Source organism: Sporomusa sp. GT1 (genome assembly GCF_014634905.1).
Lineage (GTDB): Bacteria > Bacillota > Negativicutes > Sporomusales > Sporomusaceae > Sporomusa > Sporomusa sphaeroides.
Map to the genome: position 1 here is coordinate 1 of NZ_BMBX01000016.1, position 16,745 is coordinate 16,745.

Here is a 16,745-nt window from a genome sequence, read left to right on the forward strand (position 1 = left end):
GGAGCCATTGGAACCATCGTCCGGAATGGTTGGAACCAACCATCCGGACAGGATGGTTTTTCGCCCCGGAATATTCACCTAAAGGTGGATGTCGCAGCTTTTTTCAACCCCATTGATGTGGAAATCCGGGGCAGATATTTAAAGAACAGATAGATACAAAAATGTCATTCCGTGACATACAAAAATCAGCAACTATTCCCTCACATTACGTGAGAGGCAAGTTGCTGATTTTTAGTATATGTAGAACGGAAATAAAGTTCGTTACCCACAAGCTTATAAGGTTATATTTATCAGCCCCTTTTTCATGGTGAATTATAAAACAAAGTTTGTTACTAATTGATCCAAATAAAACTTACAATTGACTTTCTAAGAAATAAAGTCTGTTACTTGCCACCGCAGTTAATCTCACAATAATTCCCATATTCCTTGCGGACTTATTTCTACCGGTTTCATAATACCTTGTTTTCTTAGAGTTCCGGCTGCCCATCTAATTTCGTATTGCCAAGTATAAAATAAATCTCCTGATTCTCTTAACTGCTCCGCATAATTTTCCCAAACATATTTGCAGATTTCCACTATTGAAGCACTTCCCCCATAAAACTTTAATGCTTCTACTATCCAGTTGGACAAGCCTACCCTAGTAATCATTCCGCATCGCTCCTATTAAGAATTTGTAACTATTCAAAGATGTCAGATCATATGCAGCATCTTACTAAATTTACATACTATTTCTCAAGCGCATCGCCTCTTTTCCAGGTGAACATTAATTGAACATTTAAAGAAAGTGATATGAAAACGCTGTCCTTTTTTTTCACAAAGCCTGGTAATCTAACCCAAAATAGAGTATTATTGTACTAGAAAATTAAAGAAAAGAAGGGGTATAATCTTGCCGATTCTAGCGAATGTTGTTCCTCATACCCTTCCTAACGTTGATCATGAATTAGTGGAAATAATTCAATCAAAAAGTGAAAATAAAGTAGATTATTGGACTTTTAAAGGTGCAACTAGAAAACACGCTCATGTATATTATCATTATCCAGCAATGATGGTACCAGATATGCAAGGAGAACTCATTGATATTCTTCTTAGCCTTCAACCAGGAATCAAAAATGTTCTGGATCCCTTTGTCGGTTCTGCTACTACTATGACTGAATGTATGTTTCGCGGTTTAAATTTTGTCGGTCAAGATATCAATCCACTGGCAATCTTAATAGGGCGGGCGAAGATTGGTCCCTTTAATAGCAATATGTTAGCTCATAGTTACAAAAAAATTTTCAAAACGGCTGTAAATGATCACAGCGAGATAATTGAAGTTGCATTCAATGGTCTGACTAAATGGTTCCGTAGTGATGTAGCAATTGAATTGTCAAAAATATTTCGTGCAATAAAGCAAGAAAATCTTCTTTGGGTTAGACGTTTCTTTTGGGTAGCATTTAGTGAGGTTATACGTTTCTCAAGCAATTCAAGAACCTCAACATATAAATTACATATGCGTCCTAAACATGAAATATATAGTCGAACTATTCAACCGTTACAACTCTTCGAGGCAATCTCCCAAAGAAACATGGACCAGCTTAACGATCAAGCTCTAGGACTTAAAGAATTAAATCTTTTACAAAAAGAAAGGTACAAATATAAAGCTAATATTTACTTGGCCAATTCTTCTCAACAAATTAGGTTACAAGATAACAAACACCTTTACGACCTAGTCGTTACGTCTCCTCCCTATGGTGATAATAAAACAACTGTTCCATATGGACAAAGCGCTTTCTTACCATTACAGTGGATCAATCTAGAAGATATAGATAAGGAGGTTGATTCAACATATTTAAAAAGCACACTAGAAATTGATAGCCGCAGTTTAGGTGGTATTCTTAAAAATAAGTCGAAAAGCGCAGATAAATTATTTTCATTATCGCCCACTCTAAAAGAAACGATGAGTTTACTTAAAAATAGTAGTACAAATAACCAATCAAAGGTTATTGGATTCTTCGATGATTTAAATAAAACCATTGAACATATCTGTAATTCGCTTAATAACAATGCATATATAATTTGGACTGTAGCAAATAGACGAGTTGACCGCAAAGAAATTCCGACGGACCTAATAACAGTTGATTTTATGAAAAACCATGGGGCAATGTTCGTCTTAGGTGTTACACGCGGTATCTATTCGAAAAAAATGCCTAGCCGAAATAGTATTACACAAACGATGAAGTATGAGAAAGTTCTTATATTCAGAAAAGAGGAGCGATGATTTCAACGCTCCTCTTACTTTTAAGAACATGGTAAATTTTGTGCTCCAACTCGACTAAACTGACTAGTATGAGATTGTATTAAGCTGAGTGTCCTTCTCATGTCGAGTCGACCTATTCTCTGTATTTCAAATCTATTCTGCTGTAGATTTAAAGAGACAAAGTATCTCAAACCAGCGAAAATATTAAGTATTTTTGAATCATTCTCACTTTCAATTTTTTGAGTAGCTGCTATTTCATCCTCATACCCATCATGCGGAAAATAACTTTTAATATCATTTACCCCTTTAATCCAATTTTTAAGAACATTATCGTAATATTGCTCAAAATGATATGTTAAATACGGCTGCACTTGAACAATATCCGATGCAAGCTTCGCCCATCCCTCTTTATCTAATGAACATAAATCAAGAATCCTACTATCTATTAGTTGTATTTTATTAGAATTCCCTGAGATCAGTACATTATAGGTCTCTTTCTGTTGTTCATTAGTATATTTAATAGGCCAGATAAGCTCCTCCGAGTTTTTACGCTTACCTTCCTTAACCCATTTAAATTCTTTAGAACTACTGTTAGAAATATCTACTTCATGTCCTTCTAAAAGTATTAATGATGCAAAATCTGCTTTACGACCTAATGATTGCGGTTTGAATTCGGAGTTAATCATTCGTACTACTAAATCACAGTCTGGCGTAACAAGTATACCAAAATATTGTTTGCCGTTTTCGTCAAAAGGAGTAAGGCAAAAAATATCTCCAGTCATAATATTTCTATTTAAATGATTTACCGTATAATCTAGTAGACTATACTCCTCTTTATAAAGTCCTTTTGTAACTTTCTCTCCTCTTACCTTTTCACGAAAAGTAGTAATGTTATTCCCACAAGACGTTTTTATATCTTTTATTACTTTATTGTTTTTATACCGTACGGCCCGCAAAACGTTTACCATTGATTGGATATAATCTTTATGTTGGACTTTATTATATGATATCTTATTTAAAGCGTTTCTATGACTCCTATCTAATACATCTATAAATTGCTCTCCTTCCACAAAAGATTCTCTGTATAAAAGTTCAAATTCGTCATCACTTGTAGCTGTTAAATCAACCATTGCTTCTTTAATATTAGTTAATCTTGTAACAAGAAAATCATGTAACGATTGCCCTAATGCAGCTTTACTTAGTCGTTCAACTAAATTGTTAGATAATACTTTTGAATCACTAACTTTTTTAATTGCCCACAGTTGATGTGGAATTAAGTAGACTAGCATATTTTGTCCCAGGATATCCCATTTTGAAAATTGTTCTAATAAAGCAACTTTTTTTTGATCGTCGCCTTCTGTACGTAATCTTTTAGTATACTCTTCAACATATGCAATTTTATCGTCATGTTTTTCATAAGACGCAATCCCTTGTTCATTTGAATATACAATTATAATATCTGATTGATTTTCCCTTCCTGATTGTATTTCAAATAATCTTCGTATTATAACGTCTTTTTCTTCTCCTACATTTTGCATATTCATATCTAATAGTATAAGATTTCTCCCAGTTTTATTCTCTAAAACCGATCCATCATAGTTACTGAAGGTCCAAAAGCTAATTTTTTCTGGATTAGCCTCACTAATTTGATTAAATAGTTCCTTTAAACTTTTTAAAGGGCTATCAATTTCTCTTTTGGAAATTCTTTCAATGAAACTTTGTAGTTCATTATTTAAGTTATTCAGACCCTTTTCATTACTGGCTAAAATCTCATCAACCGTATTTAATCCTAAATTAGATATTATCGACGATTCAACTTCAGTAATTTCTATATCAAACGTTTTGGTTATAGTATCAATATCCATCTTAAGAAACTCTATCTGTTGTTTTCTTTCCGGATTCCAATCATCATCGAAGGAAATAACTTTATTTATTCCCAGTCCTTCTAATACTGTGTAAAGTTCAATAACGTGATTATTATTTGCTGTAGACTTAATTTCGTCCACCGTTAAATCCCCCTATCAAAGATTACTAGTAGGAAATCGTAGTACGAATTTAAAGTATCGATTAAATTCGTTTTTTTCCTGCCTGTTTAATTCAATACTACCATTAAATGCTTTCATCAATTCTTGTACAATATACATCCCTAGGCCTCTTCCATCTGGTTTCATTGTTTCAAACGGCTCAAATATTCTATTAAGAATATCCTCATGTATACCTGGCCCAGTATCCCAAATAGTAATTGTACTATTCTCTGAGTCAAGTTGAAATGTAATTTTTTTATTTTTATAGTCACTAACCCAATAGAGAGAGTTTAAAAACAGATTATCAAAAATTATTATTAATATCCCTTTATTTCCTTTGACGTTAAAATCTTCTCCTTCAACTTGGACCCTTACATCAAATGCCTTTGCTTTTTTGGTCATAGGACCTTCTTTAAGATATAACTCTTCTAACAACGTCTTAATACTAATTTCTTCAATTGTTGTTATACTTTTTCGATAAGTCGGTTCTAAATGCTCTAACTGCCTTTCAAGAAATAACATTTCTTGAATGATCAATTCTTGCTTCTTCAGAGGATCTAGACATTCGGACAAACCCTTCTTAATTAACCCATTTAATATTCTCTTAGATTCTTTAGCATGATCAGTAATATTTTGTTCAATCCTGTGTAATTCATGAGTTAAAGATTCTACGATTATGGCTTGTCCAGCAAGACCTACAATAGACTGCAATTTTTCAAGTTTAAACTGATACTGAGAAAGTACCTGCTTACGTTGCTGAGTTAACTCATTGTCAACCTTTTCTAGTACCGTTATTGTTGTAGCTAACTCTGAAGCAGCTTTGTTGACTTCTGGAATTTGAATTAGTACACTTGCAGCTTTTTTTGCCTCAACTAATATTGCTGTTTTTTCTTGTTCTGTTACATTCGTTTTAAAAAATACAATATTTTCATTACGAGTAATTAATTGATCTTTACTGCTGTTCTCCATAATTTCGAATCCAGAACGACATTTTATATCTTCTTTTGCTATTATTTCGGCAACAATGTCTCTAAGTATCATAAGGAAATTCGAACCAAAAACATCCTCAATCAAACCTTGCCTATTAGTTTGTTCACGTAAATTTTCACTATCTTTGCTATCCAATTTCACATAGCCAGATACAGTATGAGTTTTATATGCGTTAGCTTTTAATCTTTGCGATCTTTGAGTAAAACCTAACCAATCAACTTTAGGCCCATAAGGCAAAATCCGAAAGTGATTTCTAAAAATATAAACCCCCGTAGCGGAACTCCAAATAGCTTTTAATTCTTTGATAGTTCTGGTCGGCAAATTCCCACTTACTATCTTATTTCTCGCTTCTTCTAAAGAATCATTTGATTGTTCACAAACATAGAGAACACCAGAAAACCTACCTGGATGAGCTGGTTTACGCTTTTCCTGAGAAAGCTCGTTAAGTTCTTGAAATTTAACGTCTCTAAGATATGGGAAATTTTTTGCGAGGTTTGCATAATCTAAAAGATTTATTTTATAAGGAATAAACTTATCATCGTATTCTTTTTTAACTTCATATTTTTTATACCCATCATTTTTCATCAAATTAATTCTAGCATCACGATAACGCTGATAAAGTTTCTTACGATTTAATATATTAATTATAAGAGTCCAGTCGTGATCAAAAGAAAAGTCAACTTTTATATCACTCATCAAGGAAATAATGTTTTCGTCAATCTCTGAGCTAGATAATTTCTTCCCATTTACTTCTAATTTAATTTCAAATTGTTCGATAGTTTCTTGAATATAGGGATTGACCATTCCAAAAATTTCACTTCGTATTCTGACTAATTGTTTTTTGGTTAAATTCCAAAAATCAATATTTTTAATGCCCTGAATCAAAATAGTCGTTCCAAAACGAGGGATTTCATAATTTAGACAAGAAACTTGACCTGTTACTTTTGAGATATCTTCGTCTGAGCTTTCAAATTCAGACCAATCAATCTCTAATTTATAAGTATTAGATTGCAGATAAACTGCACTATCTTCTTCTGTTAGTCGTTCACGTAGCCTATCCATTCTTGGTGAAGTTGTTAGTGTCGTATGTCTGCCCAGCCTTTGAATTGATAAGCGACCAAGTCCTTTTTCTCCTAGATTTCTTCTATGAAAATGCGGAGAATATTTTTGCTCCTTTTTAAATAACGTAGCAATTCTCATAAACGACTGAACCAAAATCGATTTTGTCATGCCGTTTCCGTTATCAATTATCTCTATTATTCCTTTTCCATATGGAGTATCTACGGTAGTATCTATTTTGATTGAAGCATACTGTGAATCTGCATCATAGGAATTTTTTATTACCTCTGCTAGAGCAACAAATTCGTCAGAAATTAACTGCTCACCCAATTGATAAATGACTCTTGCTGACGTAGAAAAGGGAATTGATTCCGGCAAGAGGGGGGACTCGAGAATTGAATCGTCATTCACATATTTACCTCCTCATTAAGGTATAATTTCTCTCTGAATCATGATGTCTGTTTAATTATATGCATTCAAGATAATGTCTTTAATTCCTCCCAGTAACTTACTACTTTGGTTACGTTTTCAAAACAACTCAATTTTTTCTATAATACGCTTCATCCATTTTTTAAAGCCTGATCCAGTATGTACTACTCTTCTGATTAATAATTGCTCATACATTTTAAGCATTTCATAATGCCAGTGACCTTCATTATTGATTGAAGATATAAAATCGCACTTGTCAATCTTTTCTGCACATTGATTTTCCCCTGTCTTCTTTTTAATAGAGAATAGTGATGTTGATATTGGCCAACAATCTGGTCGTGAGACCTCAACAATCCACACTGGATGAGTGTTGAGGTTTTTATCAATCCTTACAACTGCACACATCCTTGGTTCACCTGATGGAACTTTTGAAATGCGCGTCCCCTTAGGTACTGGCATAAATTCTATCTGTATCACCCAATTGGGTCGATAGTCTTGGATTAAATTCAAAGTATGCATAAACTCTTTCAATCCCTGACGGTTTTCCAGACTCAAATTATTAAACTCCACATATGAAATCGTCCCCACCTCAATCGGACGCAAGTATCCAGCATGACGATTTTCCTGCGTAGTTACCTCGTGAGAAAGACGCCAAATATTTTTTTCTCCATCTACTTTATCCCTTTCTATGGTACTTTTTTTATTCGATATTCGTTTTATTTTGAGTTTTCTCTTAGCCGAAAACTCAACAGTAGAGACGATTATCTTTGGCTGATAAGATGTTGGTTTTGCCGCCCCGCCCTGATTATCCAACTCAAATTCTTGCCCTGAATCAGCCACTTTTGTTTTGGATCTAGGTTTATTGTTTTCTCCATCTTCAAAACGCGTTGTTGGTAGCAATGGGTGAGAAAAATACACCTCGTCAAAAGGTATATCAAATCCTTTAATTGAGGTAATTTCTTGTATCAACCAATTACTCCCGCTGTAAAATCCTTGGTATCCAATATTATATTTGATATCACTGGGAGGTTCACACTCTAGAGGAATTCCCGACTGCAGCACAGTTTCAATCGTTGGCAAGTGTCCGTCCACCGATCTTTGTCGTTGGGTTGCCAGCACGCTAGTCCACATTTGTCTGGCTGCTTGATTATGGCGTAGCCACGCAATATGAAAGGCAGTAGAGTTATTCGCGATAGCCGGGGGAATCCGCGGATTCAAAACCATATCCAGGACATTACCCCTTATGTCTTCCTCCAACACCATATCTTCAATAGCAGTGGGGAAGAGGAGATGATTCGTCATGTATACCGACGAGGCCAAAAATGCGCGAATAAGCTCCAAACAGGGAATATAATACGTCTTATTCCCGTCGTCCATTACCCAGACCATCTCTTGGGACAATTCTTCATCTCCATAAAAGGAACGTAGTTCGCGCGGCATTGAAAAAGCAGGTATAACCTGTCCTCTATGCTTTTGAGACAAGGAAAGATTTCCATCAACGCCGCTCTTTGATGTTTCATCCAATTGGCCTTTATAACGATATTTTCGCCCGATTCGCAAATAAGGTAATGTACCCCAAGGCACTTCGACACGAAGTATCCTTGGAAAATGCCCTGGTTGTCGCTTAAACACAGCATCCATTACCCACCCGGAGGCGTTTTTTCGGGGTGATGTCAACCAATAAAGGGTTGGGATTTCATTAGTTTCAAAGGGCCAAATCTTAAACTGCATGAATATAGACTCCTCCCACAATCATAGCATCCAGTATTTCTTCCAACGCTCTCTCTACTTCGGGATGAAGATCGGAACGCAAACCTGCCATGCGACATACGCGCCATCTTTCAATCCGAATTCCCTCATCCTTCATATTTTGAGCTACCCAATTTATCCGTCGGATCTGAAATCTTTCAACCGATTCAGCTATACTTTTTAGAAATGACATCGTCAATGGCAACTTATCCGGATGCTTTTCTATCCACGCACGTACACCTAAGTCTTTTGCTATTCGGGTAACTGTTATCCGTTTGGGCTTACCTTGTAGGCTGCGTTCCTGGTTCAGCCACGCATAAGCCTGTTTATAAATTTCGATATCCCGATCAGACCAATCAATCCGCTGTACAGTTGTTTTCGTTCTGCCTTTTTCAATCGGTCTTTGTTTAAGCCATTCAGGATCATGCCGATATAGCCATACATAAAGCGCCGGGGAATGCTTTCGAAGCTCAGTGCGTCCAAATTGAGGAAATGACTTTTCAAGAACTACCCATTGTCGCTGTTTTTCTTCCAATATTGATGGTTCGGTTAGCCCGTGCTTATTTGATTTTGCTTCGCTCGTTTCTTTAATTGAATTCATCCGCTTCTTAGTGGAAAAAAATTCATCCATAGAACGCCATAATAAGCGCATCATCAAGAGATGGAAGAGAGGATGTACTGCTTTTCGGTATTTTCGAACCATTCCTCTCAGCCAATTGTGATCATCGTCATAATCCAATGGAATGCCAAAATACTGTAGCAATTGCCAAGGATACGTCTGAAGAAAAACATCTTGTAAAAGTCTCTGATCGACTTGTTTGCCACCTCGGCTAACCAATCCACGATGATCCAACGCATCAAGATAGCGGGTCCTAAAGTATTGGAGCCGCTGAGGTTTTTGCGGATTGTTTAATAGCCAGACGCCGTCCGAAACTAATTTCACCAGCCAAACAACAATATCCGGGGCTATATCGTTAAGGGGTAATAGATCCAGATTTTCAAGTTCTTCCAAATGAACAAGGCTGTCCATTTTTGATCCAACTGCAGAAACGCCACTATCCGATAAGGGAGTCTCATGTAGCCAACATACCGGCAAAAAAGGCAGTTGATGACTTCGGTGCCAATAGGCTTCGCCAAAATTGACGCGATCTTCACTTACACATTCAGGACAATACCTTAGGACAAGTAATGATGCTATTCTACTGGCCATTAGTCCCGCTGTATAGTGCACGACTCCGCCACGATCCGAATACATGCAATGCAGTACTTTTGTTGCACGCTCAATAGGAAGAAAAGGAGAATAAAACGGATAAAGAGTGTGATTGTACGCTAACTCTCTAGCTGAATACCTCATAAACTGCGAAAGCCGCTTTGCCAATAACGAAATATGACCGGGCAAGTCTGCGCTCACCATGACATTCCGTGAACCGAACAACTCATTGAGCGTGATCCGAAAACTCCGATTTCCTATTCTGGCGTGATAACGTGACAATATACTGTAAAATAGCTCATCTGGATAAGGGTTTGGGAAGTGACTAATCATTATTGCTTCAGCTCACTACAGATTAAAGTCTTTTAATGGATCTTTAATATATCCGGCTGCCTTAAGATCCTCATATCCCTGCGGAACACTTTTTGCTTTTTGTGCATCATTGTTTTTCCTTTTTGTTTTATCAGCTTTTTTCATTTCGTCAGGGTATAACGCCAATACTGTAGACCGGCGCAATGCTTCAGCCAAATTGGTATGAGCATCCATTTCTTTAAAAGTATTTTCAACCGCTTGTTGTGCAATATTAGAATCAATTCCCATTGATAACAAATGCTCCAACACTTTTTTTAAAATGTCTTCTTCCTGCGCAGATATACTGGCTTCCAACTGACTCAGCTGTTCCAAGCTGATGCTGCCGTTTCGATCCAAATATTTAACTACTAATTGACGAATATCTAGAGGCCGAATATCGTCGTATTTCATAATTTTTCTTAGATCTCCGGATCTAAGAGCTTCCAGCATGGGTTGCACCAAACGAAGATCTTCTTTGGATACACGCCGAATTACCTCTGGTGTTATTTCTTCAGACTCATCATATATAATCCGCAATTGCGCCAGCAAAAACAACTTAACAGCTATATCAATAATTCCTTGGCTTTCTTCGTACATAACTTTACTCAGCTCATTAGAAAATGGAACAATTTTTTTCGACCACTGATATTCCCACATCTTTCCCAGTAGCAAATCCCAAAGCTCGTCATGCGGCAAAGGCTCCCAAACAACATCACCTTGCCCCGAACCGCGCCTTGCCTGCCGAAATTGTTGCTGTAAAACACCGAGGGCTTTCATAGTTCCGATTAGCACTACCGGAACACCGATTGTATTAACCAAGGTTACAAAAAAGTTCAGCATCTTTTCCGAGCCACCACCTTTGGCCATATCCAAATGCTGAATTTCATCGATTACTAAAACCCCAATGCAATGTAGCGCTGCAATTTGAGCCATGTGAGCCAACATCATATCTATGGATGTGCGCGTAGACACGAATTTCTCATAATAATTGGTCCCCAATACACGGTCCATTGCCTGAAAAAAATAGATACAGAGTCCACGCAAAGAGCCATCATAAGGACAGTCAATTTTCAACCATGCAACTTGCAGAAGATTAATGGGCTTGGAGTGTATTATCACCTGCGGATACATGTTCAAAATCCGGTTGACAGCCCGCGTTTTTCCAATTCCCGAAAACCCAATTATCGTTATTGCATGTGCATCGTTAAAGATATCCTCTGACAATTCATATTGCCCGATGCTTCGCACAGTTCTTCTTACTGTCCCTAGATACTGAGGAAATTCCGGTGTCGATGGATTTCTCGAAAGATATCCTTGCCGTATCATCCTCGATATCTTGCTCTCCAGCTCAATATGCTGTTCCAGCGGCTGGTAATAATGATATAAGCGTAAGGGAAAATAGAGACGAATATGACTTTCCATTTCTCGCTCCCATGGAGCAAACGAAAGATATCTAGCCATCTTTTCTGCAGCTTCTAAATACGAAAAAATTGGCGGCAGTGCCTCAATTAAAGGATTCCCTCTATATTCCTCTATAGGAGAGGGGAGGTAAGATGCGTTAACGGTACTGCCCTGAAAAAGTTTCGGCAGCGGATGTACAAATTTTTTACTAATCATTTTTCTCCTTTTTGTACCTGTTTAAGAATGGCAAGCATTCTAGGATGTTTAGTAGGCGCACCTTGTACAGATGATGGCCGATTTAGACTATCACTTACAATATCTTGGATCTGTGCGTCCGCCAATATAAACGCTTCTTTTTCGCGATTACGTTCTTTCTCAACTTGACGATTATCCCGAATTCCTTGGACCCGCTTTGAGTCAGATTCTGATGATTCAGCTTTTTTTTCTAAAGCATTTTCAATAATTTTTTGCGACTGTTTCAGACGTTTAAGCCTGTTTTGTAATCCTTGATCGCTTTTTCCTTTTAGCCGAGTAAGTTCAAGCTCATCAAGAAACAGAATGTCTTCGTAGGACCGACCTAAATATTTATCTAACCGTTCAAGCATACGGCAGATCGTATAACCTCTGCCATGCTCATCTTTGATATATATGTAGGTCATATTACGATAATCGAAGCAAATATCTATCGACCAGTTACCTTTAATTCTTGCTCGATCAAACCATTCTTCCATCAGCGCTTTTTCACAGGAATAATACATTTTTTTAAACTTGATCCCTTTGGGAGTAACCAATGCCTTGTCCATGGGAAGAAGATAGAGCTTTACTATATCTTCCGGAATAATGTGCAAGCTACCCGACCTGTTTTTCACTCCCCAATTCCATAGTTCAAGCGGAGTTGGAATTAAACCATCGGCAACCATTTCGGCATCACACTCATAGGAAGATATCACTTCTTCGTTATGCATCAAAATAATACCGATGACCAACTGCGTAAAATCTTTTAGCGTCATCGTAGCATCCAACCGATAATCAGGTTGTCCCCGCTTGCGGTAATCCGGCAGTATGAAGCCAGGCACCTCCGGTCGAACCCGATCATGTATAGTACGAAAAAAACGTTCTACTGCTCCTTTCCAGTCTGGTCGATAGGGAGCTGTATTTTCGACGACAACGTGTAACCCATAAATTAAGGATTCCACATTATATCCTTCTAATTCTCCCCGATCCGCCAAGATGGTTTCCGGTAAGTGACGAGAGGGCCATTGTTCATGTTTGATCGCTATATCACAGTCCGCACAAAAGGCTACTTTATCCGTTGCAGTGTTGGCTAAAGCCATCATAGCACCGATCCACGACGGACCCTCCAGACCGACATACATGCCAGTAACCATCCGACTAAATACGTCCTGAACGATATACAGGACAGGTCGCCCGATAATACTTTTACGGTCTGCTTCGGCCAACAAGTAAATGTCGGCGACAGTTGCATCTATCTGGAACCGATGCCCTGGGCCATAAGTATTCTGCTGAGATGTTCCCGTAATCGCCCTGAAATTTTGCGCATAGTTGGTTTCCCCTTCACGAGCCCTAGTTACTTGCGAGATTTTAAACTCGTTTCTAAAATACTTCGTGAATTGATCAAGAGTCGGCGCCTTGATGATTTCGTCATAATCAAGTTGAGCATTTTCTCCTGTAAAATAATTAAGCATCATCATGTCGTAGGCATCTTTAATCTTAACTTTCTTCCCTTTCTTGAGAAGGAATCGCACAATGCAGACATCCATTATTTTTCTGGTTTTTTCATCAATTTCTCCACCAATAATAGACGGATATTTACGTGGTCTCCCCAGTTTTTTGTCTCCCTTGGTTTTTCTTTTGCCGCGCCCACCGGAATTATCATAATCGGGTAGGAACGCGTTCATCGTCATACCTCGATGCCAATAACGCTTAAGCAACCGGTAAATACTCATCTTTGCAACGCCACAACGATTCATCGTGTCTCTTACTAATTTTCCCCGCATTATAGGATCATAAAGATACGGCTCATTATCGGATGTAAACATTGGGCCAATAATTTCCCAAGCCCGTGCACGAATCTGTTTTTCTTTATCTGATAAAGAAGTTTCATCGACAATCCGTATCCACGGATCATCAGATATCTTCCTCATTTCGCCGTTTCGCAAGCTTTGCAATACCTCTGACAAGGTTTTCGATACCGGGAGAGATTGCAAGCTTATGTTTATTGCAACCACAGTATCGTTAGCTTCATCTATAAAAAGAATACGTTCAGTAATGCTCTGCCCTTGATGATCATATTGAATCAGTTCGTTTTTGGCTATCATCAATTCTAGCCCCCTCTACACTGAGTACAACCGTTTCAAATCGGGAAATCGTGTCTGATATGATAATTTTGCGCATCATATCTGTTCGAATAATCTTTCGAGCTAATAGGTGCCTAAAAATTTTTAGTGAAGTTCCTTCATCCAAGGCTATTTTTTGGTCCATACACTGCAAAAAATGAGCAAGGCTTTCATTGCGTGATACCCCAACAGTAGCTTTTTTAAAAGCTGTAAAAACTTGCCCTATATACTCATCTTTGATATCCTCAAGGCTTTCCCGCCAATAGACATTATGAAGCCATTCAATATTTTTCACTAAATTTTGAGGAAGACACTCATCTGTAATAACTCCCCAATCAATGCCTTGTTCTTCCCAATAGATTCGTTCAATAAACAACTTTTGTTGAATGCGTTTCTCTTGTAGCTTTTTCTTCGGCTTTATAGTACGAGCAATTATCATTTGGCAATTGTCTCGCAGTACTGTAATAAGAAAGTCCGTAGTCATGACAATGACTTCTTTCGTTTTAGGGTCACGCGGATGCCTAATCCCCTTTTTTTCAGCAATCTGTATAGTTTTTTCGATATTTAACGGAAATTGCTCCCGTATATCAATAACATCATCAGCCCAATCCAGGCAATAGAGATAACTTTTCTCAATCTTCGATAGACAGTGGTGAATTCGTTGTGTCTTCCATCCAAATATTCGGGAAGCACACCCTACAGACGGGATATCCTGTATAGTAAGCCATGGCTTGTATTCCCGTCCAAATCCCTGTCCACGACCTTCTTGTATTAGGCGTTCCCGTTTCTGTTCGGTCATTCCTCTGTTACGTTTAGCCAAAGAATCCCCTCACTTCCAAAACATCCTATAAGGTACTTAGTCCATGGTTTGAACCTCTGCACATATATTATCCTAATGTTCAATAGCTATATCATCCAAAAAAAGGAAAAGGAAAGGGACGCGCCCTCTGTGGCACATCTCTTTCCTTATATAAGCAACTAATTCTATCTGTTGAGTATTTATATATTTGTTCAGTATCAAACTTTATTATCAAATAACCTTCTTTATTTTACGGTAACAAACTTTATTTCCTTATTACAGTATAATTGTGGATTTAGTATTCTTTTACTCTACCGTCACACTCTTCGCCAGATTCCTCGGCTTATCAACATCACAACCACGGGTCACAGCCGCATAGTAAGCTAAGAGCTGCAGCGGAATGACTGACAGAATCGGCGTCAGGAATTTATCGGTGGCAGGAATATAGATGGTATGGTCAACATACTTTTCAATTTGCTCGTCACCTTTAAGACCTATGCCGATAACGACGGCATCGCGGGCTTTTACTTCTTTGATGTTACTGAGCATTTTTTCGTAGACATCTTTTTGGGTAGCTAAGGCGATAACCGGTACTCCCTCAATGATGAGGGCCAGGGTGCCGTGTTTGAGTTCACCGGCAGCATAGGCTTCAGCATGGATATAGGATATTTCTTTAAGTTTTAACGAGCCCTCCAGGGCTACTGCATAGTCTAAAGAACGGCCGATAAAGAATACGTCTTCTTTAAAGCCATACTGTTGGGCAAAGGTTTTTATTGGTTCCACGTCTTCCAGCAATTCATGAATCTGGTTAGGCAGATTCCGCAGCTCCCGGCAGAGTTCCCGGGCCTTTTCCTGCTCCAGCGTGCCTTTGAGTGACCCCATATAAATGGCTAAGAGTGCCATAACAATGAGCTGGGTGGTATAGGCTTTGGTGGAGGCCACGGCGATTTCCGGGCCAGCCCAGGTATAAATTACCTGGTCGGATTCACGGGCAATGGAAGAGCCGACAACATTGGTTATAGCCAGTGTACGGGAACCCAGTTTTTTGGCTTCTTTGAGAGCCGCCAGGGTATCCAGCGTTTCACCGGACTGGCTGATAATAATGGTCAGGGTTTGATCATCGATGATGGGGGAACGGTAGCGGAATTCTGAGGCGACATCGACTTCTACCGGAATGCGGGCCAGATTTTCCATAAGATATTTGCCGACAATACCGGCATGGTAGGCTGTGCCGCAGGCGACAACAGCAATTTTTTTGATGCCGGCAATATCCTCTTTGGTCCATTTGAGTTCGTCAAAGGTTACGCCGCTGTCATCTTTGGCTAAACGGCCTGTCATGGTTTCCCGGACAGCCTTGGGCTGTTCGTAAATTTCTTTAATCATGAAATGCTCATAACCGCCTCTTTCAGCGGCTTCGGCATCCCAGTTAACTTCAAACACTTTTTTGGTTACAGGCACACCCTGGCGGTTCATAACCCAAACAGAATCTTTGGTTACAATGGCCATTTCGCCATCATTGAGAATATAGGTTTTACGGGTGCGGCTGATGATGGCGGGAATATCAGAGGCAATAAAGTTTTCACCTTCTCCCAAACCGATAACCAACGGGTTATCCTGTTTGGTGCAGATGAGCTTGTCTGGTTCATCCTGGCACATAAATACCAGTGCGTAGGAACCTTCGATTTGTTCGAGCACCTTTTTTACAGCAGCTTCAAAATCGCCCTGGTAGCATTCTTCAATGAGATGGGCCACAACCTCGGTGTCGGTTTCGGAGGTAAATTTATGGCCTTTGGCAATAAGCTTTTCTTTCAGGTGCAGATAATTTTCGATAATGCCGTTATGCACGACAACAAATTTGCCAGTACAATCGGTATGGGGATGAGAATTGGCGTCAGACGGACGGCCATGGGTAGCCCACCGGGTATGGCCGATGCCAAGCTGGCCTTTGAGCGGATGGCTATCTACCTTTTTCGCCAGTACATTCAAGCGTCCTACGCTTTTATCCACGTGTATTTCAGTGCCGTCAAACACGGCAATTCCCGCTGAGTCATAACCGCGGTATTCCAGTTTGCTCATGCCTTCCAAGAGAAACGGTGCGGCCTGATCGGGTCCGATATAGCCTACGATACCACACATATAT

The 16,745-nt window shown here is 38.7% G+C and carries 10 protein-coding genes; 1 reads left to right on the forward strand and 9 read right to left on the reverse strand.

Annotated elements, in window-relative coordinates; translation table 11 throughout:
* Nucleotides 1-405 precede the first annotated feature (405 nt).
* Nucleotides 406-648 (reverse strand): hypothetical protein, encoded by a 243-nt coding sequence (locus tag GT1_RS15825; protein ID WP_188399545.1) that lies wholly within the window; start codon nucleotides 646-648, stop codon nucleotides 406-408.
* 238 nt (nucleotides 649-886) lie between these two features.
* On the opposite strand from GT1_RS15825, the gene GT1_RS15830 reads away from it, so the two are divergent.
* Nucleotides 887-2,257, forward strand: coding sequence for a hypothetical protein (locus GT1_RS15830; RefSeq protein WP_188399546.1), 1,371 nt, complete (start codon nucleotides 887-889; stop codon nucleotides 2,255-2,257).
* Between the two features lie 20 nt (nucleotides 2,258-2,277).
* Here GT1_RS15830 and GT1_RS15835 read toward each other — a convergent pair whose 3' ends face one another.
* The 8 genes from GT1_RS15835 to glmS all read right to left on the reverse strand — a co-directional run bounded on the left by GT1_RS15835 (nucleotide 2,278) and on the right by glmS (nucleotide 16,741).
* The gene (locus GT1_RS15835) at nucleotides 2,278-4,242 is read right to left on the reverse strand and encodes a hypothetical protein (RefSeq protein WP_188399547.1); all 1,965 of its coding nucleotides are present in this window, start codon (nucleotides 4,240-4,242) and stop codon (nucleotides 2,278-2,280) included.
* 15 nt (nucleotides 4,243-4,257) lie between these two features.
* On the reverse strand, nucleotides 4,258-6,720 hold the full coding sequence (locus GT1_RS15840; RefSeq protein WP_188399548.1) for an ATP-binding protein: 2,463 nt from the start codon (nucleotides 6,718-6,720) through the stop codon (nucleotides 4,258-4,260).
* A 117-nt stretch (nucleotides 6,721-6,837) separates the two neighbouring features.
* Nucleotides 6,838-8,469, reverse strand: a complete 1,632-nt coding sequence (locus tag GT1_RS15845; RefSeq protein ID WP_188399549.1) for a hypothetical protein — start codon at nucleotides 8,467-8,469, stop codon at nucleotides 6,838-6,840.
* Nucleotides 8,459-10,030 carry a TnsD family Tn7-like transposition protein gene (locus GT1_RS15850; RefSeq protein WP_188399550.1) on the reverse strand — a complete coding sequence of 524 codons (1,572 nt, stop codon included), beginning with the start codon at nucleotides 10,028-10,030 and terminating at the stop codon, nucleotides 8,459-8,461. Before GT1_RS15850 ends, GT1_RS15845 begins: the two co-directional genes overlap by 11 nt.
* Before the next feature lie 15 nt (nucleotides 10,031-10,045).
* A complete protein-coding gene (locus GT1_RS15855; RefSeq protein WP_188399551.1) occupies nucleotides 10,046-11,665 on the reverse strand; it encodes an ATP-binding protein in 1,620 nt (539 codons plus the stop codon).
* Nucleotides 11,662-13,788, reverse strand: a complete 2,127-nt coding sequence (locus tag GT1_RS15860; protein ID WP_223226306.1) for a Mu transposase C-terminal domain-containing protein — start codon at nucleotides 13,786-13,788, stop codon at nucleotides 11,662-11,664. The genes GT1_RS15855 and GT1_RS15860 overlap by 4 nt, the downstream gene beginning before the upstream one ends.
* A complete protein-coding gene (locus GT1_RS15865; RefSeq protein ID WP_188399553.1) occupies nucleotides 13,757-14,626 on the reverse strand; it encodes a TnsA endonuclease N-terminal domain-containing protein in 870 nt (289 codons plus the stop codon). Before GT1_RS15865 ends, GT1_RS15860 begins: the two co-directional genes overlap by 32 nt.
* A 285-nt stretch (nucleotides 14,627-14,911) precedes the next feature.
* Nucleotides 14,912-16,741 carry a glutamine--fructose-6-phosphate transaminase (isomerizing) gene (gene glmS, locus GT1_RS15870; RefSeq protein WP_188399554.1) on the reverse strand — a complete coding sequence of 610 codons (1,830 nt, stop codon included), beginning with the start codon at nucleotides 16,739-16,741 and terminating at the stop codon, nucleotides 14,912-14,914.
* Nucleotides 16,742-16,745 lie beyond the last annotated feature (4 nt).

Excerpts from the sequence above, each read along its gene's own strand:
- GT1_RS15825 (WP_188399545.1), bottom strand. The coding sequence starts at position 648 with ATGATTACTAGGGTAGGCTTGTCCAACTGGATAGTAGAAGCATTAAAG.
- GT1_RS15845 (WP_188399549.1), bottom strand. The coding sequence starts at position 8,469 with ATGCAGTTTAAGATTTGGCCCTTTGAAACTAATGAAATCCCAACCCTT.
- GT1_RS15850 (WP_188399550.1), bottom strand. The coding sequence starts at position 10,030 with ATGATTAGTCACTTCCCAAACCCTTATCCAGATGAGCTATTTTACAGT.
- GT1_RS15855 (WP_188399551.1), bottom strand. The coding sequence starts at position 11,665 with ATGATTAGTAAAAAATTTGTACATCCGCTGCCGAAACTTTTTCAGGGC.
- GT1_RS15860 (WP_223226306.1), bottom strand. The coding sequence starts at position 13,788 with ATGATAGCCAAAAACGAACTGATTCAATATGATCATCAAGGGCAGAGC.
- glmS (WP_188399554.1), bottom strand. The coding sequence starts at position 16,741 with ATGTGTGGTATCGTAGGCTATATCGGACCCGATCAGGCCGCACCGTTT.